This is a genomic window from Vibrio sp. CB1-5, assembly GCF_059412285.1.
The window spans coordinates 1-26,772 of the sequence record NZ_JBJHPB010000007.1 but is presented as its reverse complement, the minus strand read 5'-3'; the positions used below and the strand labels follow the sequence as shown (position 1 = coordinate 26,772).

Genomic DNA, 26,772 nt, shown 5'->3' with positions numbered 1-26,772 from the left:
ACGCAACTCTACTTGGTATAAAGTCACAGCCTGTGAAAGCTCGGTTATTAATCACCTGCATAAACGAAAAGCTCATAACCAAAACCTGACGTTCAAGAGGCACGCCAAAAAGAAAAACGGTGGCAAGCCACCGTTTTTTGATTTTACTGATGCTCCGAGAGCTTGTTGAGTAGCTGTTTAGCCTCTTGCTCGACTTGTCCTGAGCCTTCAACCAACACTTTTTCAAGTAGCTTCACTGCCCCTTCAATGTCGTTCATCTCAATGTAGATTTTTGCCATATCAAGGTTGCCAGCGGCTTCTGAATCTGAGTCTACGTCGACCTCCGAAATCGGTCCGATGACATCTGGGAACTCATCGAGTCCCACATCCAGCTTTAACTCTTCCTCTTCTTGCTCGGAAGCATTGTCATCGTCGACCTGTGCCATTAACTCATCGATAGTCATAAACTGGTTTTCTTGACCATCAAAATCAGCGACAGGGTCTTGTGAAGACCAATCTTCATCAGAGGCTTTAGCAAGGGAGCCTACATCATCGCCACTCCAAATCGCTTGTTCCTCGTCTGGAATCTCACTATTGATGTTAGCGCGCTGTTCATCGGTTAGGGTAAATCCGTTCCAATCTTCACCAGCCTCTGCGCCTACTGTCTCTTGCAACATAGCATCAATATCAAGACCAGCGCTGTCCGCCGTCGTTTGATCAACAGGTGAGATGTTTGAAAATGTCGCCCCTTCACTATCTTGCAAAAGCTCGTCGAGATTGCCTTCTTGTTCAATCGCCGACATATCGACCATGCTAAACGCATCGGCAAGTGCATCAATTTCCGAATGATCCAGCGTTTCACCCACCATTTCTGGTGCAGGCGCCAAAGGTTGCTCCTCTGGTTCAAGATCCATCGCCGCTTGCTGCTCGTCGTATTCTGGAAGAGATTCAAGAGAGAATTCATCCTCAAAATCATGACTATCGGCTTGCTGCGCGACCGGCTCCTCCGTTGGCAGAGACTCGCTGTCATCCATATCGAGCAAGGCGTCTTGCTCAGTGAATTCGGGGAATTCAAAGTCATCAAAAGCGTCTTGCTTATCTGCTGATGATGGATCATTAACTGGCTTTTCTGCTACTGGTTGGTTAGCTACTGGCTGGATAGCTTCTGCCTGTTCTTCCACTAATGGGTCGGCTACTTCATTGCTAGCCACATCCTCAAGCTCGCTCTCAGCATCACTTTGCGTCGCTCGTTCTGCAAACGTATCTTGTGGCTCAGACGTTGGCTCTGGCAGTGCCTGGTCTTTAGTGAGATTGGCATCAGAAAACGCGTCGTCTTCGCTGTACTCTGGCAGCTCGTCGTCGCTGAAAGCAAAGTCTGCATCAGAAGAATCTTCAGACATTGGCTCATCGTCAGAATCACCCTCAGCATCGGCAAACGCTTGCTCTTCGCCGTATTCACTTTGCAGAGCATTTGCGAGGAAATCTGCATCGTCCTCTTGTACCAAGTCAGATACCGGCTCTTGTTGAAGCTCTTCCTCCAACCAATCATCATCTTGAGGTAACCCAAATTCATTGGCCACCAATGCATCCAGATCTTTTCGAGACTGCTCACTGTCATCTTCATCGTGAGAAAGGTTGCTACCACTCTCAATTTCTGGAGCAAATTCAAAGTCTGTATCAGAAGTAACCTGAGAGGTGAGCTCTGGCGATTCAACAACTTCTGGCTCTTCAGTAACATCGGCGATCGGGTCAATGTCTGAACCTTGCGACGATACTTCAAAAGCATCATCTGCTTGACTCGGGACTTGTTGCGATAGAGTGCTCTCTATTTCCTCATCAAGCACTTCCGAACTTGCAACCTGTTCTGCCTCATCTGCTGTCACGTCCAAATCTTGAGCATCAACATCCAGTACAGCCTCAGGCAGTGGCTCGGTAACACCTTCATTATCCAACTCTGCTGCTAGCTCAGTATCATCATTCAATGAGTCTTCCGGCAACGGTTCAGAACTGGACTCTTGGTGGGCTACTAGGTCTGGCGCATGGACAGCAAACAGCGCATCCATTTCTTCTTCGCTGATGTCTGAGCCAAGCAGATCATAAGAGCCAAATGGATCCAAGTCGAAGTCATCTTCTACCGTGTCATCTTTAGCATCTGATAGGCTGCTCTCAAATAGCACTTCATCTAATAACTCGGTGCTATTTTCATCCAGCTCAGTCTCTTCATCCGCAAGAAGCTGCACATCTTCATCATCGTCTACCGAGGCAGACTCCGCTGACAGTACTTCATCAAGGGTTAAATCAGAGTCATCCAGCTCAGAGAGCTCAAAATCATCAGCCAGCATGTTGTCAAGCAAGTCGACTTCATCATTGCCCAACTCAGCCTGAAGCTCAGGTGCAGCGTCAGGAGTCGCATCAATTTGCGAGAACTGAGCAAAGAGATCATCAATATCGTCGTTGTCTACACTCTCAGACATGTTATCTGAAGATTGCAGTTCATCGTCGGCGCGCTGAGCGTCACTTTCCTCAGCTATGATTTTTTCCAAAGGTGCCAACGGAGAGTCTGCAGACAGATCATCTAAATCAATTTCACCTTCATCGAGGTCGAAGTCGTCGCCAGCGAGTAATTCGTCCATTTGCGCTTGGTTTAGCGCGCTGTCTTCTTCTAGAGTCTCTTCAGCATTAATTTGTGTGGCAGTTTCTTGCTCCAAATCGCCTTGAGTGTCTAGGCTGAAGTCTGCAAACAGGCTATCCAAGTCATCTTGTGATACGACGTTATTGCTGTCGTCTTCATCTTCGTCGGAAAGGTTAAAGTCTAACTCGTCATCATCACTTGGCACCGCAACATCGTTGAGCGCACGTTCCATTTCTTCAAGGCCAAGTGCCTTCTCACCATCTTTGACGCTGATACCGTTGGTGCTGGTATCAAGATCAACCACGCCAATGTCGAGCTCTCCATCGTCATCGATGCTAGCAAATGGGTCATCTTCATCATCTAGATTGAAGTCAAAGTCCGCCTCATCCAGGTCGGCAAACACATCATTCTCATCATTTTCTTGGCTTACATCACTGTCTTCAGCTTCATCATCCAAGCCAGCTAGTAGGTCATCGGAGAACAGCTCATCATCGTCACTGGCAACCGCTGCGGTGGCGACTCCCGCACCAGCAGCTGCGGCCATAGCGGATTTATCCGAGCTATCAGTTTGAGCATCGTTAAGCTGCGCAGTTGGCTCATCATCTCGACGTTTACGAGAGCGTAATATTGCCATTACCAGAAGACCAAGAAGCAGCGCTGGCACAAAGGCTAGCAGAGCAACAAACCACGGTTTAGAAAGCCAAACATCAAGCTGGCTTGGTGCCAATCGAGCCATTTCAGCCTGTTTACGCTTTTCCTCACTAAGCTGACGTTCGACTTCAGTGCGGATACGTTCTTCGTTATCCACTTCCGTTTTTAGCGCTTCCACTTCGTGCTGAACTTCAGAAAGCATCAACCTTAGTTGGTGATTTCGCTCTTCCAAAGACATTAGCTCGCTTTCCGAGCGGCTAAGCTCTTCTCGTAACGCTTCCGTTGCATCAGGCGCTTTCGGAACATCCGGCGCTTTAGTCGTCACTTCCGCTTCGGCTTTAGGTGTTGCTTCAACTGGCTCAGGTTTTGCTGCAGATGGCGTTGTTACTGCTTCTGGCTTGACTTGAGGCTTTTGTGGCTCTGGTTTCGGCTGCACAGTTGCTCGTGGAGGCGCAACGACAGATGCAGGTTGATTCAGTTTGGTCTGATGCGCAGCTAGAACGGCTAGCGCTTCTTGCAGATCAACACGATTGATCAACGTATTAGATGGAATACGAAGTTCACTGCCTGGCAGCAACTGATGAATATTGCTCTTTTCAAATTGACCTGGGTTTAGCTCATAGAACGCATAAATGGTTTGCTGAACGCTAGCACCCGCAGGCTTAAAACGTGATGCAATTGACCATAGGGTTTCATTTCGAGCAGTAGGACCATAGTAGCGTGCAGGAGCACCGCTATCTTCGTTAACAAGTTGACGGGCAGGTTGCGAATATTGCGGAGCCGAGATGACCTCACCGTTTGGTCCGGTCAATCGAATAGTATCAGCGCTGATAGATAAAGAAGTTGTCGCTCCTGCTAGTGCTAACGTCACTAACAAAGGCTTTAAAATTTGATGCATGGAAGGCTCAGCTGTCTGCGTTACACCCAAGTGACCTCAAAGTGCAGGTTCAGGTCATTTGGGTATAGAAATTACAAAAATTATCTCGTTACTATATCGGATATTAGCTCCAAAACTATAGGTCAGCCTTTAAAAAACTTGATTCAAGCATGATATCGGTACCAATTTCACATTGGCCGACAGTACAAAGGCCCCTAAAAAGGAGCCTTTGATTAAAAAGTGACAGCAACGATACATAAAGCACCACTCAATGTCCTGCAGAGACTGCAGTACAAGAGCTCAACGACTGCCGTTTAGAAGTAATCGCGGATTAATACTTCTGCAATTTGTACCGCATTCGTCGCCGCACCTTTACGAACGTTGTCTGCGACAACCCACATGTTCACACCGCTATGGTGACTGATGTCATTGCGAATACGACCAACCATGACATGGTCTTTACCGCCCGCGTCACGCACTTGTGTTGGCATATCTTCACCGTGGAAGACTTCAACACCTTCCGCTTGCTCTAGCAATTGCACCACTTCCTCTGCAGAAATAGGCGCGCTCGTTTCTAGATGCACAGCTTCAGCGTGTCCATAGAATACTGGCACACGAACGCAGGTTGGGTTAACCATTAGGTTTGGATCGTTGAAGATCTTTTGCGTTTCCCACACCATCTTCATTTCTTCTTTGGTGTAGCCGTTGTCCATGAACTGGTCGATTTGCGGAATACAGTTGAACGCAATTTGCTGACTAAATGCTTTAGGTTCTACTGGTTTACCGTTAAGCAGCATCGCCGTTTGGCCTGCTAGCTCATCAATACCACTTTTACCTGCACCAGAAACCGACTGGTAAGTAGTCACGTTGATACGCTCGATACCCACCGCATCGTGAATCGGCTTAAGCGCTACCAGCATTTGAATGGTTGAACAGTTAGGGTTAGCAATAATGTTGCGGTTTCTAAACTCAGCAATCGCTTCTGGGTTCACTTCTGGCACTACAAGCGGTACGTCGTAGTCGTAACGGAAGTTCGAAGAGTTATCGATGACGACCACACCTTCATCTGCCGCGATAGGCGCCCATTTTGCTGATTGCTCACCGCCTGCAGAAAACAGTGCAATATGGACCTGTGACCAATCGAAGTTCTCTACGTTCTCAACTTTCACTGTTTTACCGTTGATACGATAGGTCTTACCCTCACTGCGCTCACTCGCAAGTAGGTAGATGTCACCCATCGGGAACTCACGTTCTTGTAGCACTTCGACCATAGTTTCACCTACAGCACCTGTTGCTCCAAATACAGCGATATTAAATTGTTGGCTCATTTAGTTACCTCGATTTGAAATCCTAGTTCTGCTAATGGTGCAAGATTACAAGACTCGTCACCCTTAACAAGGACAGCGCCATACTCGCGTCTATCCCAATAAAGTTTACGCATTTTGTCGAAGCCATTTTCATTGTGAATTTCACGGCGGAAAATCGCATCGTCCTTGCGTACATCATAGATTATCTGCGTCATACTGTGCAGCGCCGCTTCATCCCATGCACGATCTAGCGTCAGTTCTGGGATTGGAGCAACGGGTAGCAGTGCATCTGGGTTTGCACGTTCAGACAACCCTAAAAACTCACAATAGCTATTAAAGATCATGGTCGTTCCACGCGCTTTACCTTCAAGGCCGTAACCCGCGATGTGGGGGGTCGCGAACGTTAACAGAGGTAGCAGATCAAAATCAACCACTGGTTCAAATTCAAATACATCAAGAACAGCAGTAAACCCATCTTGCTTGAGTAAGCGCTGTTTGAGTGCCTCGTTATCAACGATAGGACCACGCGCAGCATTAATCAAAATCTGGTCTGCGCGGAATTTATCAAGACGAGCTTGGTTGATTAAATGATGCGTTGGGTACTCACCATCGCGAGTGATAGGCGTATGCATGGTGACCACATCGGCCTGCTCTAGCAGAGTATCAAGCTCAGTAAAGACTCTTTGGTCACCTTGCTGCTCCTTGAGTGGGTCATTAAGAAGAACCTTGATGCCAATGCCTTGTAAGCATTTTTGCAGGTAGCTTCCTACTTGACCACAACCAATGATACCCACTGTTTTGTCGAAGATCGAGAAACCTTGCTGCTGAGCAATCACCATCAAACTACTGATAACATACTCGGCCACACCCACTTTGTTGCAACCTGGTGCAGCCGTAAAGAAAATACCGCGCTGCTTAAGAAGTGCTTGGTCTACATGATCCATTCCCGCGGTTGCGGTGCCAACGAATTTAAGCTTGTTGGCCTTTTCTAAAAGCGCTTCATTGACCTTAGTGATTGAGCGAATCATGAGCGCATCAACATCAACAAGATCGTCAGCCGTTAACTCGCGGCCAGGTTTGGCGATCACTTCACCGAGTTGGCTAAACAGCTCAACGGCATAAGGCATTGCCTCATCAACAATAATCTTCATGGGAAGTTCCAAAGGGGGTTGTCCTTACAATAGGCTGAATTGTGCAAGATATAGCAGCATGTGTCGAGTAAGTGAGACAGAAAGATGGCGCTTGGCAAAATTCAGGTACAAAAATGCCCAGCCATTTGGCTGGGCAAGATCCAGAACAAAAGGATTTTAACCCGCTCTCCAGGGATTAAAACTTGCGTCTGCGACTGGTTTTCACCAGTCAGCTCTGGAAATCATAGAACTGATTAGCCAGGGTTAACCTTGGTACTTCTTCAGTACTAGTGTTGCGTTCGTGCCACCGAAACCAAAGCTGTTAGACATCACAGTGTTTAACTCTTGTTCACGAGTTTCAGTAACGATGTCTAGGCCTTGTGCCGCTTCATCTAGCTCATCAACGTTGATGCTTGGTGCAATAAAACCGTGGTGTAGCATTAGCGCCGAGTAAATCGCTTCGTGTACACCTGCTGCGCCTAGTGCGTGACCTGTCATTGCTTTCGTTGCTGAGATAGCAGGGCTATTGCCGCCAAAGACTTCTTGGATAGCACCAAGTTCTTTAACATCACCTACAGGCGTTGATGTACCGTGAGTGTTTACGTAATCAATCACTTCAACGTCTTGCATTGCCATCTTCATACAACGCACTGCGCCTTCACCAGATGGTGCAACCATGTCGTAGCCGTCCGATGTTGCACCGTAACCGACAACCTCACCGTAGATTTTCGCGCCACGTGCAAGAGCGTGCTCGAGTTCTTCAACAACAACCATGCCGCCGCCACCAGAGATAACAAAACCATCACGGTTCGCATCGTAAGTACGTGATGCTTTTTCTGGGGTTTCGTTGTACTTAGTAGACAGTGCACCCATCGCATCAAACATCATAGTTTGAGACCAATCTAGCTCTTCACCACCACCAGCAAATACGATGTCTTGCTTACCAAGTTGGATAAGCTCCATCGCGTGACCGATACAGTGAGCAGACGTTGCACACGCTGAGCTCATTGTGTAGTTCACACCACGGATTTTAAATGGTGTTGCCAGGCACGCTGACACAGTTGATGACATAGTACGAGGTACCATGTAAGGACCAACACGCTTCACGCCTTTTGCGCGTAGTGTATCCACTGCAAGTGTTTGGTTAAGTGCAGACGCACCACCAGAACCTGCAACGATACCTGTGCGGTCATTTGAAACTTGATCGTCTGTCAGACCTGCGTCTTCGATCGCTTGCTCCATTGAAAGATATGCGTACGCCGCTGCGTCGCCCATGAAGCGCATTTTTTTACGGTCGATATGCTCAGCTGGGTTAATTTTCAAATCACCCCAAACTTGAGAACGAAGGCCCATCTCTTTGAATTGCTCAGAGGCGTTAATACCAGAACGGCCTGCTTTAAGAGACGCTAAAACTTCTTCCACGTTGTTACCGATGCTCGAAACAATACCCATACCGGTAATTACGACTCGTTTCATGTGACATTCCTATAAATTCAAAAACGGCTAAATGATAACGAAGATACAGGATAAAAGTGGTCAGCTTTCCCATAAATTCGTACAATTCGCATCAATAAATGCTATCGATGCCCCACTAAATGTAGTTGTGATAACTTTCTACCTAGGGGTATAACACGAGATAAGTGTCAAAATTATGACTTCCATCACTCATGCGCAACTCGACTGGAACGAGTCGGGCACCCCGGTATCCGATCAATTTGACGATGTTTACTTCTCCAATGTCAATGGTTTAGAAGAAACTCGTTACGTATTCTTGAAGCAAAACCGACTTCCAGAGCGTTGGCACGATTTCGAGCAGCCGCGTTTTGTCATTGCTGAAACCGGATTTGGCACCGGATTGAACTTTCTCGCAGTCTGGCAGTGGTTCGAAGAGTTCAGACAACAAAACCCTAGCGCGACGTTGCAAGAACTGCACTTTATCAGCTTTGAAAAATACCCATTATCTCAGCAAGACCTGATCAAAGCTCATGAGTCATGGCCAGAACTGGCAACCTATGCCAAGCAGCTACAAGCCCACTACCCTATCGCGGTGCCAGAGTGCCACCGTATTGTCCTTGCTAATGGCGCAATCACTCTCGATCTCTGGTTCGGTGATATTAAAGACTGCCTACCAAGTGTTCCGACTCCATCACAGGGCATTGTCGATTGTTGGTTCCTAGATGGTTTTGCGCCTAGCAAAAACCCGGAGATGTGGAATCAAGATCTCTTCAATGGCATGGTGAAACTTGCTAAACAAGATTGCACCTGCGCCACGTTCACCGCTGCCGGATTTGTCCGACGCGGTCTGATTGAAGCAGGCTTTGAGATGAAAAAAGCCAAAGGCTTTGGCACCAAACGCGACATGATTGTTGGCCACATCGCTCAAAAGCAGCCTTATAGCAACTATGAGCCTCTTTACTATCGCAACGCGAAGCCACGTCCACAATATGTCGCCATCATCGGTGGTGGTGTTGCCAGTGCAACCTTAATCGCAGCTCTTGAGAAGCGCGGCATTCAGACCAGCCTGTTTTGCAAAGACTCTCAACCAGCAGAAGGAGCGTCAGGCAATCGACAAGGTGCCGTTTATCCACTTCTCAATGGCGAACATCTTGGCGTATCACGAGTCTTCGCACCCGCGTTTTTATATGCGAGACAATTCGCCGAACACGCGGCAACCCAATTTGATTTTGACCATGATTGGTGCGGTGTTACGCAACTCATGTGGGATGAGAAGTCGGAGCAAAAACTGAAACGTATGCTCGAAGGCAACTTCCCAAGTGAGCTCATTCACCAACTCGATGCAAAGCAAACCAGCCAAGCGATTGGTGTAGCCTCGCCGCACGCTAGCGTTCATTACCCGCTAGGTGGATGGCTTTGCCCGGCTGAGTTAACTCAAGGGCTTATCCACCACTACGCAAACAGTGGCAAACTTAGCGCGCATTTCAATGTTCAAATTGACTCGATTGAGCAAATCGATAACGGTCAATGGCAACTTAATGGTGCTAACCTAGCCGAGAGACCAAACTTCGATGCCGTCATTATTGCTAATGGTCACGAGTTTAGCCATCTCGCTCAAACCAAAGCGCTGCATCTGACCGCAGTAAAAGGACAAGTCAGCCACATTCCCACCACGAAAACACTCGAAGCGATTCAATCGGTATTGTGCTACGACGGCTATATGACACCTCACAATCCAAACACAATGACGCACTGTATTGGCGCCAGTTACGATCGCAAGCACATCAATACCGACTTTGATTCAATAGCCCAGCAAGAGAATGGCGATAAACTGAAAGCCTGCGTACCCAATGTAGATTGGGTGAACGAGGTCGACACCAGCGACAATCAGTCTCGCCAGGGGATCCGTACCGTCAGCCGAGATCATTTACCGTTTGTCGGTCAAGTGGCCAACTTCGATGCACTCAGCCACGCCTACGGTGAGCAAGGTAGTCAGCTCAACCAATTGACTCAGCACCCAGAACTATACTGCATGCTAGGTCTTGGTTCGCGCGGGCTCAGCTCTGCGCCACTGCTGGCTGAACTGCTCGCCTCTGAGATTTGTGGCGACCCACTGCCACTGCCGGTCGATGTTCTCAATGAGCTCCATCCTTCGAGAACCTGGATTAAACGCATTAATAAAGCTAAGCCACTAAGCTAAGGCCCAAAGCTAGGTTCCAAAACTCATGTAGAGGGTGTATTACACCCTCTAATTTCACATCAAATAAACACTTAGTCGCATTACAGCCAAACACTTTACCCCCATATCCAACGTTTTATATTTGAGACTCCTGCCTCATTCATGTGATTTAACTCACAACTATTCGACGTTTTCACAAATCACTTCCATAATTTCCTCTAACACAGGGAGTGTTGTTATGAGAGTGATTTGGGCGCTTTGCGTCTACTGTTTATTATTAGACACAGCCATTGCAGCGAAAGTCGACAATACGCCACATCAAGCGGATAGCCGAGTGTTGTTCGTAAACCCTGGGTTTGCGCAGGAAAGCTTTTGGCATGATGTCGACCTCTATGCACAAGCGGCAGCAGGTGCTTTGGGCTTGCAACTAGAGATAATCCATGGTGAGCGTGACCGACTTCTGACCCGCCAAAAGCTCATCGAAAGAATGCAGAAAAGCCCCTCACCTGATTTTGTCATTCTAGTGAACGAAAAAGGTACGGGACTCTCCTTGCTTGAATCTATAACGTCTCCACAAATCAAAGTCACTTTTGCACTCAATGACTTATCATCCAATGACAAACGACTTATGTCCAACATGCCTGATTGGTCTAATCGACTGCTACCTGGAGTATTTCCAGACAACTATCATATCGGGTTTGTCAGTGCACAGGATCTGTTTATTAAAGGTAGAGGACGGCCGGGGGACTTTTTACTCATCTCTGGTGATAAAGCTACTCCTGCATCCAACAATCGAGAGGCAGGGGCGACATCATTTATCATGCAAAATGAGAATACCTCCCTAGCCCAACGCGTTTACGGAGACTGGTCCGAATCCATTGCCTATGAACAGACCAAAATCTTGTTGAATAGACATGACAACGTACGCTACCTATGGACAGCAAACGATCACATGGCGTTTGGCGCCATTAAGGCCATCGAAGAGGCCAATATCACAATCGGCAGTGACATCTTTGTGGGGACAATCAACACATCCAACCAAGTGTTAAACGCCTTGTCTAAAGGCGAAGTCTCCTCTCTGGCAGGAGGCCATTTCACCGCGGTAGGTCTGTCGTTAGTCAAAATCCATTACTATTTGCACAGTAAGGCTTGGCCACAGCGCACCAAATACAATTTATTTCGCACAGTGCCTTACCCTTCTGAGTTCTACAACCTATTAAAAGATAAGAACTGGCAGCGGATTGATTTCCGAAAAATCGACATTCAACAAAACCCTATCGATCCATTTGTACCCAAGTCTGAGGAGCTAAAGTGACATTGCTCCCTATGAAAACACTCAGACACAAAATCATCGCCATCATGGTGATTGCTACCGGTTTTTTGGCGTTGTTGAACATTTCGATCCAAGCCTATGTCGACTATCAACAAGAAATGAATCAAGCCGAAACGAATACCCTGAGCCATGTACGCTCCCTGTATTACCCCATTTCAGAAGCGCTCTGGGATCTGGATCTTCGTCAACTAGAGCAACTGCTAGTCAGCATCAGTAAAGACAGCAACATCCAAAATATTCAGCTCAAAAGTACTGATGGTACCATGCTCGACGCTAACGTATCCGAACTGTTAACCTCGACGACTCACAGCTATGAACTACGCCACAACGGCAGAATGCTCGGTACCTTGTCCTATCAAATAGACGACTCAAAGATTCAAGAAGAAGTATTATCTCGGTTAGCATTAGGTTTTCTTTTAAACACCCTAGAAGCCTTAGTGATAATCGCCATTGTTGTTGTGGTGGTTTACTCGCTCGTCACCAAACCGCTTAACGAGCTTTATAAGATATCGAAAACCATCAACCCTCAAACGTCGAGTAAATTAAAGCTGCCTGACAGTCTGACTCAGCGTCAAGATGAACTCTCCTACGTTGCGAAAGCACTGCAAAACCTGAATAACGCCTCAAGGCGCGCGATAGCGGCACAAAGACGTACAGAGCGACAACTGCTCCATCATCAGAATCAACTCGAACAGAGTATCGAGATTCAAACCAAAGCCTACAAAACCCAAAGTAAACTGCATCGTATCCTCGCCGATATGTCACTCAATATTCTGACCTGCAGCGAGGACAACATGGCAACAGTTATGTATCGTGCATTTGAGCCCATTGGCCGTTTGCTCGACATCGACAGACTCAGCGTACTCACTATTGACGACAATATTGCGCACTATCGCTATTCATGGCGAGCCGATGGTAGTGAAAACCCTTACCTCGAGGGGTTCAATATCGGCTCGATGGCATTACTGCAGCGTCGTCTACTTTCTCTGGAACCTATTGTGATTAATGATATTGAGTTTCTGAAGAGCCAAGCGGATTCTGAGTACAGCATGATGAAGAAGCTAGGAATCGATTCGATAGCCATTTTTCCCCTGATCGATGGTAAAGCGATATTTGGCCTTTTTATTGCCTCCAACATCCACGGCGCACATGACTGGAGTGACACGCAGCGAGCAACTTTAAGCCGGCTTTCAACCACCGTCAGTGAAATGCATCTGCGACTGCGCAGCCAGAAAGAAATGACCGCGCTGCAAGAGGAACTCATAGAAGCCAATCAACGTTTGCACATCGCAGCAGAAACTGACGAGCTAACTGGGTTGCCGAATCGCCGCCCATTCATGAGCGAGCTTGAACATCATACTCATAGCCTCTTTGTCAGCAGTATTACTACCATGATGATTGATGTCGATCACTTCAAACAATACAACGACCTTTACGGTCATGTTCAAGGTGACTTTGCACTGCGTTATGTAGCCAATACTTTAAAGCAAGTGCTTGTTCCCTGTGGTCATATGGTCGCGCGTATTGGCGGCGAGGAGTTTTGTGCCTTGCTGGTCAATGTCTCAGCTCAAGAAGCCACGACCTTGGCGGAAAAAATGCGCCAAGAAATCCTATCACTCAACATTCCACATTCAGGAAACAATCCGTTCAACGTGCTTTCGATTTCAGTTGGCGTTGCTCATCAACTCGTCGAAGAACAGGTGACAACGCAGCAATTATTGGAAAGCGCCGATGCGGCTTTATACAGAGCAAAGCAGAACGGGCGAAACCAAGTTCAATCAGAACCGCAAGACCTTGATTAGCGAATTGGCAGAAAAAGGTAAATACTATTTATTCAAACGTTTATTATTCTCACGACAAATTATTGCATTTTTTTGACAAACCGCAGGTGCGTACACTGCACAATCTTGCGCTTTTTTTTGTTCCACTCACTGATTTGGTTCACCTATGAAAAAAATACTAATGCTACTAAGTCTTGCTTTTACCGCTGCTGCGCCAAGCTTCGCAGAATCCGAGACCGTACCAGTAGGGATCAGACCATGCTGCGCCTTTGGAACGGGCCTTAAAGCGGAACTAGGAAGCGTCCCTGTTCCTTTCTACTCAATCAAGAATGTTCTCAATACTGAAGATGTCGACGCGCACGTATTCAATGATGGCTCAGCCAGTGTTGTCGGCAGCCTATTTGGCGCATCTGACGAAGTAAATGGACTCATTTTCACCAATAAAGGCGGCTTTATCGATACTGCGCACGTTCGAGATACCGCGGATTTTGCCTTCTATTTATATCACTCTCTTAAGCAGCGCGACAGCGACAGCTATCAAGTGAACCTTACGCCAGAGCTGCGTGACCGGCGCATCGTATTTAATAACCTAAACCAGCTAGACGCAGAACAGGATGATGAAGCTAAGCTGGCGGCACTACTCGCGTTTCGTCTTGCTCAATGGCATGAAATTGCACAGTGGTACGGCTTAGTCTCTGTGGGTGGTTTTAAAGAGTATCCATCGGCGTTTTCGCCAGAAGATCTCTATTCAAATATGCTCGGTGCGCTCATTGCCTATGAGATTTTGCGAATCAACCCAGACATTACCCAAGAGGCGTTTGTGGTTCTATTGCCAGAGTATTTCCGTAAGCACTTAAAAATGCTAGAAGCACAAGATGAAGATACGAGTATCGATAAGCTCAAAGAGCTCGATGGCATCTGGTGGGACAGCAGCAAAAGACTACCAAACAAATGGGTAGTGAAAACACGCGATTATCATTTTAGTTTGGATCTCATTCCAAATGCAGTTTCGAACGGCACACCGCTGAGCTTATCTGAGTTTGCAAGGCTTGAACAATACGGACAACTACAGTTAGTAAAAGCTGACAATATTCAATCGTTTGATATACTGCCGGCCTCATTAAAAGATAAAGCAGTTTGGACTCATGAAGAGTTCCAAGCGATTGGCAATATTTCTAAGTCTGTTGATGACAAGCACGAAAACAATCGCAACGATGCACTTACTTTAAAGTTGAACTAAACCATGACTGAGATTCAAAAAAATACTGGCATAAAACGCATTATTTACGCCGCTCGATACTCTTGGTACGGCCTGGTCGCCGCTTGGAAAAACGAAGCTGCTTTTCGCCAAGAATGTGTAGCGCTGATTTTTGCGGTCATTATCGCTGCTGTGTTAGATGTTTCTTTGTTTGCCAAAGCTGCTCTAGTGGGTAGTGTTATCTTTGTTATGATTGTTGAACTGATGAACTCTGCGGTGGAAGCCGTGGTAGATCGTATCGGTCTTGAACGTCACGAGTTATCAGGGCGTGCAAAAGACCTCGGCTCAGCGGCCGTGTTTTTGGCCATCGGTCTTGCCATGATGGTGTGGGGCTCAATTCTTTGGGCTCATTTCAGTTAGCTCCAACTTGCTAATAGCGAAAGCCATTAGATAGAAAAAGAGATAGGCTTGACGTACCAAGAGGGTCAGCTGAAGTTATTCGGGGCGCCTAGAAACCACAACGGACTGCAGTAGCAGCCCGTTTCTGATCGTTTACATCGCATAGAATAAGTGCCAAAGTAGTTAGGGTTCGCACCTGCTTCCTTCAATCGCTCTTTATGGCAGGAAGAAAGAAAGCGATTTAGTTTGCATTTATGAACCGTTCAGCACTAGCAAAAAGCTTGTCGCAGATTCTTTTCTGTTTGTTGTACTCAGGTGTGCCTTCAACCAAAGAATCTAAAACTTCTTTCTCTTTTTGATATTCAGCGACCATATGGGAAAATTTCTCTTCAAAGCTGCTCTTGCGGTTTTTGTTACTTGATTTCTTTGCAGGTTTTCTCATTTTATAGATCCCATAATTTTTTTCGCTCACGTTCTATTAGAATATTCTCGATCTTTTTTCTTACTTCGTGAATGGTATCTTTGCGAGAATCACTTTCACTATTATCGACAATTTCTTTTTTGACTTTACGCTCTGTTGTTTTCTTCAAAACTAATCTCCTTGATTTAAGAAATATAAAAATCCCCTAAGACCATATTTTGGGAGTTTAGTATTTTTCCTTTTTGTTCCAATTCACTAAATGAGAAATGTAAATTTAAGCAATTAACATTTCCTCTATGAAGAACATGACGTGTCAGAACATCGCTATTAAGCTGATTTATGGTCGCTGACCAAGAGGTGCTGGTATGATAAAGATAGTAATTAACTTGATACAACTACCTTGAAAAACACCGACTAGATTTTACTCTTAAGTTGATTTTTCTCACGCAAAACATAGTACCAATATTTCTTACGATTGGACTTTCTAATAATTTAACTCCTTAATAAATAATAAAATACAGAGATCTTTTCGTTGCTAAAAAGTCGAAAAGATCTCATCAGAATTCTTACAGTGCAGTAACGTCTGCTGCCTGTGGGCCTTTAGAGCCTTGCTCAACATTAAAGGAAACTTTTTGACCTTCCGTTAATGTTTTAAAGCCGTCGCTGGTAATTGATCTAAAATGAACAAATACATCAGCAGTACCGTTATCTGGTGCAATAAAACCAAAGCCTTTTGTTTCGTTGAACCATTTTACTGAACCCGTTGTTTTATTTGACATGTATATCTCGATAGTTTGATTGTGTTAGAAAGAGAGCTACTAAATAAGGAATGAAGAAAAAGGTATCGCAGGGCAGGATAGATATGATGAATCAAATCGATAGAGAACTGAGAAAAGCTTGAACTAAATAAGTTATCAATAGCTCACTGTTTGAGCTGACGTACACTATACACTGTATTAACAAAATAGATATAATTTTCTTTGAGTATTTTTTATTACTTATAAATCATGCAGTTAAATTAAAGTAATCCGTACTTTCATTGGGAAGTTCAACAATCTATCAGTAAAGAGAGTCTCAGAGTACTAACCATAGCGGGTTGGGATGCACATGGTCATTAATCTATAAGTTTCCACCATGCCTTTCCTTCTGTGAATTAAGACTAATCCCTATCGTGAGGAGTCCTTGATACAAACAAGGCGCGATAAATAACTCTATCTATCGCGCCCTATTTCATTGTAAGTACAAACGTGTAAACGCCACTTAACAACAAGCACGGTGCTTTATCACCGAGCGCAAACGCAGCAGCATCAATAAGGCCGCAACCGTCAATCCGCTCAAAATGCCCACCCAAAAGCCTTCCTCGCCCATGGCAGGCACTATGTGATCCGTCAATCCTAACACCACACCGAGCGGCAGAGCTAAGCCCCAGTAAGACGCAATCGCCAAAATCATCGGCACCTTAGTATCTTTATAGCCGCGCAGCGCACCGTTAGCCGAGGTCTGCAACGCATCACTAAATTGATACATAGCCGTAAATACCAATAAAGTAGCCGCCGTCGCACTCACCGCAGGGTCGGTGGTATAGAGACGAATAATCCAATCCGGGCACAGCAAGAACATCGCCACCGAGCACAGTGATAACATCGCCGCGACCACGATACCAATTTTGCTTCGCTCTACTGCGCCAACATTGTCTTTTGCACCCAGAGCGTGACCAACACGAATCGTAATACCAAAGGAAATACTCATTGGAATCACATAGGTCATACTCGAAATGTTAAGCGCAATCTGTGCTGCTGCAACGTTTTCGGCACCAATACGACCAATCAAAAGCGCAATAACGGCGAAGATGCTACCGCACACCGCAATGTTCATTCCAATAGGTAGGCCAAGCTTCAATAGATTGAAGATCTCAGCAAACCTAGGTTTCACATCGGTAAAACGGATAATGGTTTTAAAATGGTGATGACCGCGAATGTAGGAGTAAAGTAGCGCTGACATCAACCAATACACCAAACTTGTCGCCCAACCACAGCCAACGGCACCCATCTCAGGAAAGCCGAACTTACCGTAAATGAGCACGTAGTTAACCGGAATGTTAACCAATAGGCCAATCACCGAGATGATCATTGGAGCCTTGGTATTGTTCATGCCTTCACAAAAGCCGTTTAAGGTATAAAACAGCGCAATCCCCGGTACGCCAAAGGCCAATGCATAAGCGTAATCACTTGCAATAGGGATGATTTCTGGTGCCACACCAATCCACTCTAGGATCTGTTTTGCGCTGACCAAATAGGCAATCAACAATGCACTAGAAGACAGTGCTAGCCATACCATTTGGAAAAACTCAATAGAGATGCTATCGAAGTCACGAGCACCACGATGAAATGCCACTACCGGCGTTAAAGCCATAATAACGCCGCGTAGCAAAAGAAGTACCGGGATCCACAAGCTTGCTCCTAGAGCAATCGCCGCAAGATCTGCAGCGCTGACTTGACCAGCCATGGTGGTATCAACAAAACCCATTGCCTGAGTAGCAAGCTGAGTCAGAATAATAGGAACCGACAGGTTCATAAGCGCACCCGATTCACGGGTAAAGCGATTTAAAGGACGCATTGTCGTTTGCATGGGAAAGTTCTAACACCAATATAAATGCACCAATGGAGGCGGGATGGCGAGTGTGCATTTTAGGGTGTGCCTGTCTAAGGCGGCGACAATATAAACACCTTAACAGGTAAATTCAATACTGCTTTAGGCCTAAATCACTGAAATAATGCAACCAAAATTGTATTGAACTTCATCACAAAACCACGCAGAATAGCGCACCTTGCCCTATTCTTGGGGTTATGGCACTTCAAGGCAATCTGCCCTCCTCTTTTCTTAAACTGAGTATCACTATGAGTTTTGATTCTTTAGGTCTTTCCCAACCTATTCTGCGCGCTATTAAAGAATTAGGTTATGAGAAAGCATCGCCCATTCAAGAGCAAGCTATTCCTGCCGTTATTGAAGGCAGAGATGTCATGGCAGCCGCTCAAACGGGCACAGGCAAAACCGCTGGCTTTGCTCTACCACTGATTCAAAATCTCGATAACGGTAATCGCGTCAAGAGTAACCACATTCGCGCGCTGATTTTAACGCCAACCCGCGAGCTTGCCGCACAGGTTCATGAGAGCGTGTTCAAATACAGCGTCCATCTACCCCTGACTTCTCAGTGTGTATTCGGTGGCGTAAAAATTAACCCACAGATGATGAAGCTCCGCAAAGGTTGCGATGTCATGGTAGCGACACCAGGCCGCCTTTTGGATTTGTATCAGCAAAACGCGATCAAGTTTTCTCAATTGGAAGTACTGGTACTTGATGAAGCCGATAGAATGCTGGACATGGGCTTTTATCGTGACATCAAAAAGATTCTCGATCTACTGCCTGCAAAACGTCAGAACCTACTCTTTTCAGCCACTTTCTCAAATGAGATCCGTGACCTAGCCAAAGGCCTAGTTAACGATCCGGTAGAAGTATCTGTGACGCCACCAAACTCAACCACAGCCTTGGTGGAACAAAGTATTTACCTTGCGGATAAAAAGCAAAAGCCGGCGATGCTTGCCAAGCTTATCCAAGATGGTGACTGGAAGCAGGTGCTGGTATTTAGTCGAACTAAACATGGTGCCAACCGTCTTGCTCGTTACCTAGAAAGCCAAGACATTACGGCTTTGGCAATACACGGTAACAAGAGCCAAAGTGCTCGTACGACAGCGCTGGCTAACTTTAAAAGTGGTGAAGTTCGCGTATTGGTCGCTACCGATATCGCCGCGCGTGGTTTGGACATCCCTCAGTTGCCACAAGTGGTAAACTTCGACTTACCAAACGTATCTGAAGATTACGTGCACCGTATCGGTCGTACGGGTCGCGCAGGTGAAACGGGCAACGCATACTCACTGGTTTGTGCAGACGAAGCAAAAGAGCTATTTTCCATCGAGCGCTTGATTGGTAAGTTGCTGCCAAGACATGAGTTGGAGGGCTTCAAACCCGTACATGAACTCCCGGAATCAAAACTCGATACTCGCCCAATCAAAGCGAAAAAGCCTAAGAAACCGAAAAAAGCTAAGCCGCAGCAGGCACCAGGCCAGCAAAAGCAAAAGCAAAACAACGGCGCAGCTTCAAAGGAAAACACAGGTTCAGACAAGCCACGCAAGCCAAGAAAGTTCAATTTCAAGCGCAAGCCAAATAGTGGTGGTGAACAAGCAGCGAACAAGTCTCGCAAACCAAGACCAAATCGCTCTCGCCCTAATAAAGCGAAACCAAGTTAATTCGTCAAATACAAAAAAGGCTCACAAAATATGTGAGCCTTTTTGTTAATAATCAATAAATTAAGCCATTCAAACTAATCTATTTATCCTAAGCTACTAATCCTATTAAGCACTCGCGTAAATAACACTTCCGCCTTTAATCGTGTCGATAATTTGTCGAGACAAATGCTCTGGCAGTGCTGGGCATCCCCAACTGCGGCCTAGATAGCCGTTTTGTTTGAGAAAAGACTCATTGGCGTAATCTGCGCCATGGACAACAATGTAGCGCTCTCGAGCATTATCGTTGACGCCTTTGGTCAATCCATCCAAGCGTAAAGAGTAGCCGTTCGAGCCGTAGTAAGTCGAGTCGGTTAAAAAGGTGCCTAAGGATGTCTTGCGAGAATTAACAATATTAGAAAACTTAGTCGCTGTTTTCTCACCGCTATTGACGCCATGAGAGACATAAGTGTTAAACACTAACGATTTCTTATCCATATCAATGACAAAAAAGCGTTTTTCCGTCGATGGTTTTGAATAATCGATGATGGTCAACAACGACTTACTGCGGTTGGTGGTTTTCTCATAAGCAAGGTACGCATCCTTAAATAATTGAAAATCAACCACTCCGTCGAGTTGTGCACTGCTATAAATACGTTTAATCGAACCTGATTCTAATTTTACTTCGCTACGTGCGCTGTGGGAAAACAGTACAACGGCCGTCAATGCCAACACCCACAACGGCGAAAAAATACTTTTTACCATTATTACAACAAGTTAAGCTAAGTTAAATTAATTTACTGGACGTCACTGCCCCTAACAAGCCGCCAATAATAGCCTAATTTTTCGGCAATTAGAATCGTATTCACCGATTTTTACATCATTATTTGAATGCGATCGTGAAATAAATAAGCTCTCTAAAACCAATGCTTTTAACATCAATAAGTTGCCACAATCAAATAAACAACTTTGCTTAGTGAACACAGTTAAGTATTCACTCAGTTTCGTTTTCCTTACTGTCTAATAAACGCCAAAAACCATATAACGCACTTAATCTCGGGTCTTAAATAATTTCTCTAACTCACTCAACGGCATAGGTTTATAGTGTAGAAAGCCTTGTGATACATCACTGCCATTACTCTTAAGCCATTCAAATTACTCATTATTTTCAACTCCTTCCGCCACACAGCGACAGCCCAACGAACTTGAGAGCAGGATCTACGCATGATAAATGTCCTGCGAACGGTTACTTTGCCGTAAATTGTCGGCAGGGGCTTTGTCTATTTTAATCTCATCTATCGGAAAATCAGCAAGATAGCTCATTGAAGAAAAGCCAGTTCCAAAATCATCTAATGAAATACTGACACCAATATCTTTTAACTTCAGTAACTTATTTAATGTTCCTTCTCTATCTTCAGCTAATAACGCTTCAGTGATTTCTAGTGTAATATTTTGCGGGTGACTATTTTTTATTAATCCAGTCAATGAGTTAAAAACGTTGTGCTGGCAAAATCTGCTGACGAGATATTAATTGAGCATGGAACCATCTTTGTAACAAGGTATCTATAGATTGAGTCACGTTTTCTATCACCCTGTGGGTAAAATAGTGAATTACCCCACTACGCTCGGCGATAGGAATAAATTCTGCCGGCGAAAGTTATCCAAACTCCTTATTCGTCCAACGCATGAGTGCCTCAACACCCACCACTTCTCCGGTACTCATTGAGATCTGAGGCATAAAGTACAGCTGTAGCTCCTGATTCTGGAGTGCCGTATAAAGCTGCTTTAGATGGAGCAAGTGCCCATTGTGAACAACTTTCATCACTGACATCTCCTTAGGTATTAGCAAGGCTCATTCCCTCGATCATGAAAAGATCCGAAATTAGTCGCCACATAGTGAGAGATTTCCCTTATAATCAGCGGCCATCTTGACCATGACGCTCTAAACTTACTTTGTTGTGGTCAAGAGAACACGGTCATCTGCTTTTAGGAACATAGAATGTCATTTTCATCACAAGGTTTTTCACCAGAGATAGCACAAGCCCTCACTGAGTGCGGCTATGAAAAACTCACCCCTGTTCAGCAACAGGCGATCCCTCACGCACGTCGCGGGCACGATATCCTTGCTCATGCGCAAACGGGAACGGGTAAAACGGCTGCATTCTCTTTGCCAATCATCCAACAATTGCTGGATACACCAAAGCAAGTTGGCCGTGCAACGACTCGAGCACTGATTCTGGCACCAACACGCGAGCTCGTCGATCAAATTGCCAACAACATCGCCGACTACACCAAGTACGTTGATCTTAATATCACCGCGGTTTATGGCGGTGCGAAAATGTCTTCTCAAGAGCGTAAGCTTGAGAATGGTACCGATGTATTAGTGGCTACACCGGGTCGTCTGATTGAACACATTGAGCTTGGTAACCTAAACCTTGCTAACCTTGAGTTCCTCGTGTTCGACGAAGCAGACCGCATGTTAGACATGGGCTTTATTAGCGCTATCCGTACTATCATGAGTGGTGTTTCGGGTCACCCACAAACCATGTTGTTCTCTGCTACCTCTTCATCACAAATGAACGCGTTAGCACAAGATCTTCTTCGTAAGCCGAAGCGCGTTATTGTTAACGAAGAAAACTCAACGGCCGCGACGGTTTTCCACGTGGTTTACCCTGTTGATGAAGAACGCAAGCTAGAGCTACTGTCTGAGCTAATCGGCCGTAAAAACTGGCAGCAAGTTTTGGTATTCGTGAACTACAAAGAAACCGCAAACGAGGTCGTTAAAGAGCTTAAGCTTGATGGTATCAAGGCAGTTCTATGCCACGGTGATAAGGCACAAAGCTCACGCCGCCGCGCACTCGAAGAGTTTAAGTCGGGTAAAGCCCGTGTCATGGTCGCGACCGAAGTTGCAGCGCGCGGTCTTGATATCCAAGGTCTACCGCACGTTGTAAACTACGACATGCCGTTCCTTGCGGAAGATTACGTTCACCGTATCGGTCGTACTGGTCGTGCTGGACAACAAGGCCATGCTGTTTCTTTTGTAAGTCGTGACGAAGAGTTGACGCTGGTACAAGTTGAAAACCTTATCCAGCAGCGTATTAAGCGCATCCAACTTGCCGGCTACGAGCCAAAAAGCCGTGATGCCCTATTGACCAAAATGCACAGCAAGCCAGCATACAAAGATCGCCAAGGTCGCAAGAACAACCCTCAGCAAGAGCAAAGCTCGGCCGAGCGCCGTTTGAAGATGATGCGTGCAATCCGCAATAAGTCAAAAGGCGCGTAATAACGCCACTGTCTTTTAAAAACGCCGCTTACGTGTCACGTCAGCGGCGTTTTTTTATTGTTACGAAGCCAACGCTAGATCTCGCTTTAATTGTTATGTTATAACATTTAATTATTTAGATTTGGCAGATATCGATATGACAAACCCCTCAATCAATCAGGTACTCCTCGTGGCTGGCACGCATGGCAACGAGCTTTCGGGCCTTTACTTACAAAAACTCATTCGAGATGGTGTGTACCAAGCCGATCGCTCAACATTTCAGGTCAAGAACACGGTCGGTAATCCTCTAGCAGTGAAACAGAATACGCGCTTTATCGATATAGACTTAAATCGCGCCTTCTCATCTGCTGATTTAGAATCGGATGCAAACGAAAAACGATTGGCGGCCGAGTTTGTTAAACAGCATGCAAGCAATGAAAATCAATTGATTATCGACCTGCACAACACCACCAGCAATATGGGTGCAACGCTGATTCTACTGTCAAACGACCCTTACTACACAAGGATGGGTGCCTACGTCAAACAGCGCATGCCAGAAGCGAATATCCTGTTTGAAGACCGTAAATCTTGGCAAGACCAACCGTATTTGTGTACTACTGGCCAGCATGGACTGATGCTAGAGGTCGGCGCACAAGCTCATGGCTCACTCAAGTACGAGACGCTAGAGCTAATGAAGAACTTGCTCACCTCAGTACTCGACTACATTGAGAACATAAACTTAAACAATACAGTCCAGCTCAACAACTACGAGGCGTACGGCTATATCGAAGAGGTCATGTTTCCTCTCGATATCGATGGAATGCGCCTTGCGACCGTCCACCCAACGCTCTGTGGTAGAGACTTTGTCGCCGTTGAGCCAGGCGAGCCTATTCTAGCCACCTTCCTTGGCTACGATGTGCACTGGCAAGGTAAAGACACCGTCTATCCACATTTCATCAATGAAAGTGCTTATTGTCAGAGTAATACTGCAATGGCGATGGCAGAGAAACGCCTCGTTCGCGTGAGCTAGAGATCAAAAAAGGCGGGACTAGAATCCCGCCTGTTTACTTTATTAGAGAGTGATTGAGATATAAGACTCTATACGTTGGTGACACAAGCAAGGAGTCGCTGTTCGATGCTCTCATCAAGCTTATGAGCAATGAGCTCAATTCGGCTTTCGACGCAATCATCCAGCTCCATTTCGGTTATCCCATCAGATGTCAGGTTGTAACCAAAAATTCCCATATTGGTGATAAACACCGCTTTCATTCGCTCGACGTCCAAGTCTAGAAGAAGCAGAGCTAGTTTTTGACGGTCAAACACTTTGTCTGGTGCAAATCGCCAACCAACACTCTTAAATCCTTCCCCTTCATTTTCTGCCTTAATCATGCCACTCTCCGGCATTGGCAACTCTGAGGCCAGCGGTTTTGACGAATGATGAGGGTGGTGATGGTGGTGATGCGCCTCAGTTGCCAGCGTCACCCCTTCAAAGGCAATAAGCGGGATATTGCCATGCTCTGCAAATATCACTTGAGTCTCAGGGCGACCAACCTGCTCAACATATGCTTTCAGCAGTCGCTTCTCGTCAGCTTGATACAAATCGATCTTGCTGCCAACGACAGTGTCCGCAATCGCTATCTGTTGATTGAATGTCTCGTGGTTGGTATAGCGTGTATCAGAGAGCTTTCTAGCATCAACCAACGTCAGTATCTTTTGCAGCGATAACACTGTTCGATAATGTTCGGACGAGAGCACTTCAAGCACTTCTTTAGGATGTCCTAGCCCTGTCGGCTCAATCAGTAAACGATCAGGCTTCGCCTCGTGCAATAGCTGATTAAGCGCAATTTGCATTGGTAGTCCTGCTGCACAGCACATACAACCGCCTGGAACCTCGCGTATGAAGACCTGTTCGGCCTCACCGGATTGTCCTTGTACTAAGCTGCCATCGACACCAATCTCTCCAAACTCATTCACAAGGACTGCCCAGCGCTCACCTGCAGGTTTACTCTTGAGTAGATGTAAGATTGCCGATGTTTTTCCGACACCAAGAAAGCCAGTGATGATGTTGGCTGGTACTGCTTCAATACGATTGCTCTTATCGTTCACTGTTCAATTTTCCTCAAAGTGGTTCATTTACTGTCATGTCTCTTAAAGCACAGTTAATTTCTAACTGAGGGCTCACGGCCGCATAGCCGTCTTGCTCTGCATATCGAATCAAACTGTCATGGTGTTCATGTGTCAGTCACGATAACACTAAAGATGCACACATGTTATAACATAACATGTGTGCAGTGCACTCATTACCAATACGACGTTAACAAGCCGTTCCCGTTGCTGACTTTTTAACCTTTCGATCAATCTCCACAATTCTTTTAATGACATAGTTCATAGAAACCACTACCATTCAGCATCGCAAATCAATCTCATTATCACCGGCTGCACGCTCTTTTTCTACTATGATTATCTCGCACAAAGACTATTACAAGATTGCCCTGCCTTTCATTATTTCGACTGTCACCCAACCACTACTTGGAGCAGTCGATACTGCTGTCATTGGCCAATTAGGCGTGGCAGAGCTTATCGCTGGGGTCGCCGTCGGTACGGTGATTATGAATACCTTGTATTGGTTGTTTGGCTTCTTTCGTGTCAGCACTACGGGTCAAAGTGCGATGGCACTCGGAAGAGGTGATCACAGTCTTCTGGCAAGCAGCCTAATGAGACCGTTTGTACTCGCAGCCTCTGTTGGACTGGTGTTTATCGTCCTGAAATCTTTGCTCTGGCAGGGAGCCCTTTGGAGCATTAAACCCGAAGCCGATGTAGCGCAGCAAGCGGAGATATACTTTTCTATTCTTATCTTTGGTGCCCCGTTTGTCTTGCTCAACTACACCGTTATCGGCTGGTTGATGGGTCAAGCAAAAGCAAAAGAAACACTCTACACCCAAGTATTTGGCAACGTTCTTAACATCGTGCTTGATGCTATATTTGTACTCTATTTCGACCTTGGCGTCGCAGGGGTTGCCTATGCTAGCTTGATCTCTCAAATAGTGATGTTCGCCATTGGTATCAGTTTGGTGCTCAGAACAGCTGGAGTATCGTTGCCATCGCTTATGTCAGCTTCAAAGATGACCAAAAGCGATCTCGCGACCATCGTCTCATCAAACACAGATCTGCTGCTGCGCACGGTTTGCTTGCTCACTTTCTTCAACATGATGGCACGAACGGGTGCTCAGCTTGGTACCGACACTCTCGCGACTAACGCTATCCTGATGCAGATAACCTTTATCGTTAGCTACCTTTTTGACGGCGTGGCGAATGCATCGAGTGTCTTCGCAGGAAAGGCGGTCGGTGAGAAAAATCCATCCATGCTTGACCGCGTTTTGAGGCTCAACTTCCAGTGGACTGCGGGATTGATTGTTTTGCTAACACTTATCGTTGTTCTATTTCAGAATCAATGGGTTTACTTATTTACAAGCCTAGAGACCATCGTCGACTTGTATCAAGAAATGACGCCATGGCTACTCATGTTCCCTCTGGTAGCAGGTTTCGGCTTGACCGTGTACGGCATCTTTACGGGTACCGGAACGACAAGACCGGTTAGAGACTCAAGCATTGTGACGCTGATTGTGTTTCTTGCCGTGCAGGCATTTAGTGTCGAACTATGGGGAAATCATGGTCTTTGGCTCGCCTTTACCCTGTTCTATTGCGGTCGCATTGGCTTCTTGTATCCGTTCATAGGTCAAGTAAAAAACAAGTGTATAGAAATAGAACCAACCAACGCTATCCATGCACTGAAGAAATAACTAAAACACATTGATAAAAGCGCTCATTAAGAGTAATGCCGATCAGTTAACAACTAAATGATCGGTTGAACGATCCATTCAAAGTGTC

Annotated in this window: 20 protein-coding genes and 1 pseudogene; 9 read left to right on the top strand and 12 right to left on the bottom strand. The window is 45.9% G+C overall.

Going from position 1 to position 26,772, the window contains the following annotated elements; translation table 11 throughout:
• Positions 1 to 143 precede the first annotated feature (143 nt).
• The 4 genes from ACJB0T_RS07090 to fabB form a co-directional block, all read right to left on the bottom strand.
• On the bottom strand, positions 144 to 4,160 hold the full coding sequence (locus ACJB0T_RS07090; protein WP_479289294.1) for a FimV/HubP family polar landmark protein: 4,017 nt from the start codon (positions 4,158 to 4,160) through the stop codon (positions 144 to 146).
• Between the two features lie 293 nt (positions 4,161 to 4,453).
• Positions 4,454 to 5,467, bottom strand: a complete 1,014-nt coding sequence (locus tag ACJB0T_RS07085; protein ID WP_479289292.1) for an aspartate-semialdehyde dehydrogenase — start codon at positions 5,465 to 5,467, stop codon at positions 4,454 to 4,456.
• Positions 5,464 to 6,597, bottom strand: coding sequence for a 4-phosphoerythronate dehydrogenase (locus tag ACJB0T_RS07080; RefSeq protein WP_479289290.1), 1,134 nt, complete (start codon positions 6,595 to 6,597; stop codon positions 5,464 to 5,466). The genes ACJB0T_RS07085 and ACJB0T_RS07080 overlap by 4 nt, the downstream gene beginning before the upstream one ends.
• A 243-nt stretch (positions 6,598 to 6,840) precedes the next feature.
• A complete protein-coding gene (gene fabB, locus ACJB0T_RS07075) occupies positions 6,841 to 8,052 on the bottom strand; it encodes a beta-ketoacyl-ACP synthase I (RefSeq protein ID WP_042499210.1) in 1,212 nt (403 codons plus the stop codon).
• Between the two features lie 175 nt (positions 8,053 to 8,227).
• On the opposite strand from fabB, the gene mnmC reads away from it, so the two are divergent.
• From mnmC to ACJB0T_RS07050, 5 genes are all read left to right on the top strand, one after another.
• Positions 8,228 to 10,231 (top strand): bifunctional tRNA (5-methylaminomethyl-2-thiouridine)(34)-methyltransferase MnmC2/FAD-dependent 5-carboxymethylaminomethyl-2-thiouridine(34) oxidoreductase MnmC1, encoded by a 2,004-nt coding sequence (gene mnmC, locus ACJB0T_RS07070; protein ID WP_479289287.1) that lies wholly within the window; start codon positions 8,228 to 8,230, stop codon positions 10,229 to 10,231.
• Positions 10,232 to 10,448: 217 nt separating this feature from the next.
• Positions 10,449 to 11,525 (top strand): ABC transporter substrate-binding protein, encoded by a 1,077-nt coding sequence (locus tag ACJB0T_RS07065; RefSeq protein WP_479289285.1) that lies wholly within the window; start codon positions 10,449 to 10,451, stop codon positions 11,523 to 11,525.
• Positions 11,522 to 13,345 carry a GGDEF domain-containing protein gene (locus ACJB0T_RS07060; RefSeq protein ID WP_479289283.1) on the top strand — a complete coding sequence of 608 codons (1,824 nt, stop codon included), beginning with the start codon at positions 11,522 to 11,524 and terminating at the stop codon, positions 13,343 to 13,345. The genes ACJB0T_RS07065 and ACJB0T_RS07060 overlap by 4 nt, the downstream gene beginning before the upstream one ends.
• 145 nt (positions 13,346 to 13,490) lie before the next feature.
• Positions 13,491 to 14,564, top strand: a complete 1,074-nt coding sequence (locus ACJB0T_RS07055; RefSeq protein WP_479289281.1) for a DUF4056 domain-containing protein — start codon at positions 13,491 to 13,493, stop codon at positions 14,562 to 14,564.
• 3 nt (positions 14,565 to 14,567) lie between these two features.
• Complete coding sequence (locus tag ACJB0T_RS07050) at positions 14,568 to 14,942, top strand: diacylglycerol kinase (RefSeq protein WP_479289280.1); 375 nt, start codon at positions 14,568 to 14,570, stop codon at positions 14,940 to 14,942.
• A 220-nt stretch (positions 14,943 to 15,162) separates the two neighbouring features.
• On the opposite strand, the gene ACJB0T_RS07045 is transcribed toward ACJB0T_RS07050, so the two are convergent.
• The 4 genes from ACJB0T_RS07045 to ACJB0T_RS07030 form a co-directional block, all read right to left on the bottom strand.
• On the bottom strand, positions 15,163 to 15,363 hold the full coding sequence (locus tag ACJB0T_RS07045) for a hypothetical protein (protein WP_479289278.1): 201 nt from the start codon (positions 15,361 to 15,363) through the stop codon (positions 15,163 to 15,165).
• Position 15,364: 1 nt separating this feature from the next.
• On the bottom strand, positions 15,365 to 15,511 hold the full coding sequence (locus ACJB0T_RS07040; RefSeq protein WP_479289276.1) for a hypothetical protein: 147 nt from the start codon (positions 15,509 to 15,511) through the stop codon (positions 15,365 to 15,367).
• Positions 15,512 to 15,908: 397 nt separating this feature from the next.
• Positions 15,909 to 16,121: a transcription antiterminator/RNA stability regulator CspE gene (gene cspE / locus ACJB0T_RS07035; protein WP_479289275.1), complete on the bottom strand. Its 213-nt coding sequence runs from the start codon at positions 16,119 to 16,121 to the stop codon at positions 15,909 to 15,911.
• A 481-nt stretch (positions 16,122 to 16,602) separates the two neighbouring features.
• Positions 16,603 to 17,970 (bottom strand): MATE family efflux transporter, encoded by a 1,368-nt coding sequence (locus ACJB0T_RS07030; RefSeq protein ID WP_479289273.1) that lies wholly within the window; start codon positions 17,968 to 17,970, stop codon positions 16,603 to 16,605.
• Positions 17,971 to 18,239: 269 nt separating this feature from the next.
• On the opposite strand from ACJB0T_RS07030, the gene ACJB0T_RS07025 reads away from it, so the two are divergent.
• Positions 18,240 to 19,646, top strand: coding sequence for a DEAD/DEAH box helicase (locus ACJB0T_RS07025; protein WP_479289272.1), 1,407 nt, complete (start codon positions 18,240 to 18,242; stop codon positions 19,644 to 19,646).
• A gap of 105 nt (positions 19,647 to 19,751) precedes the next feature.
• Here ACJB0T_RS07025 and ACJB0T_RS07020 read toward each other — a convergent pair whose 3' ends face one another.
• The 3 genes and pseudogenes from ACJB0T_RS07020 to ACJB0T_RS07010 form a co-directional block, all read right to left on the bottom strand.
• Complete coding sequence (locus tag ACJB0T_RS07020; RefSeq protein WP_479289270.1) at positions 19,752 to 20,387, bottom strand: murein L,D-transpeptidase catalytic domain family protein; 636 nt, start codon at positions 20,385 to 20,387, stop codon at positions 19,752 to 19,754.
• Positions 20,388 to 20,840: 453 nt separating this feature from the next.
• Positions 20,841 to 21,125: pseudogene (locus tag ACJB0T_RS07015) on the bottom strand (EAL domain-containing protein); the annotation flags it as partial.
• A 154-nt stretch (positions 21,126 to 21,279) separates the two neighbouring features.
• Positions 21,280 to 21,444 carry an EAL domain-containing protein gene (locus ACJB0T_RS07010; protein ID WP_479292212.1) on the bottom strand — a complete coding sequence of 55 codons (165 nt, stop codon included), beginning with the start codon at positions 21,442 to 21,444 and terminating at the stop codon, positions 21,280 to 21,282.
• 177 nt (positions 21,445 to 21,621) lie between these two features.
• Between ACJB0T_RS07010 and ACJB0T_RS07005 the strand changes: the two genes are divergently transcribed.
• On the top strand, positions 21,622 to 22,905 hold the full coding sequence (locus tag ACJB0T_RS07005) for a DEAD/DEAH box helicase (RefSeq protein ID WP_479289268.1): 1,284 nt from the start codon (positions 21,622 to 21,624) through the stop codon (positions 22,903 to 22,905).
• 136 nt (positions 22,906 to 23,041) lie between these two features.
• Entirely contained in the window at positions 23,042 to 23,914 is an 873-nt protein-coding gene (locus ACJB0T_RS07000) for an aspartoacylase (RefSeq protein WP_479289266.1), read from the top strand.
• A 68-nt stretch (positions 23,915 to 23,982) separates the two neighbouring features.
• Here the strand turns inward: ACJB0T_RS07000 and ACJB0T_RS06995 are convergent, their stop codons facing one another.
• Positions 23,983 to 24,990, bottom strand: coding sequence for a CobW family GTP-binding protein (locus tag ACJB0T_RS06995; protein WP_479289265.1), 1,008 nt, complete (start codon positions 24,988 to 24,990; stop codon positions 23,983 to 23,985).
• Positions 24,991 to 25,340: 350 nt separating this feature from the next.
• Here ACJB0T_RS06995 and ACJB0T_RS06990 point away from each other — a divergent pair, with 350 nt between their 5' ends.
• Positions 25,341 to 26,684 carry an MATE family efflux transporter gene (locus ACJB0T_RS06990; RefSeq protein WP_479289263.1) on the top strand — a complete coding sequence of 448 codons (1,344 nt, stop codon included), beginning with the start codon at positions 25,341 to 25,343 and terminating at the stop codon, positions 26,682 to 26,684.
• The last annotated feature ends 88 nt before the right edge of the window (positions 26,685 to 26,772 follow it).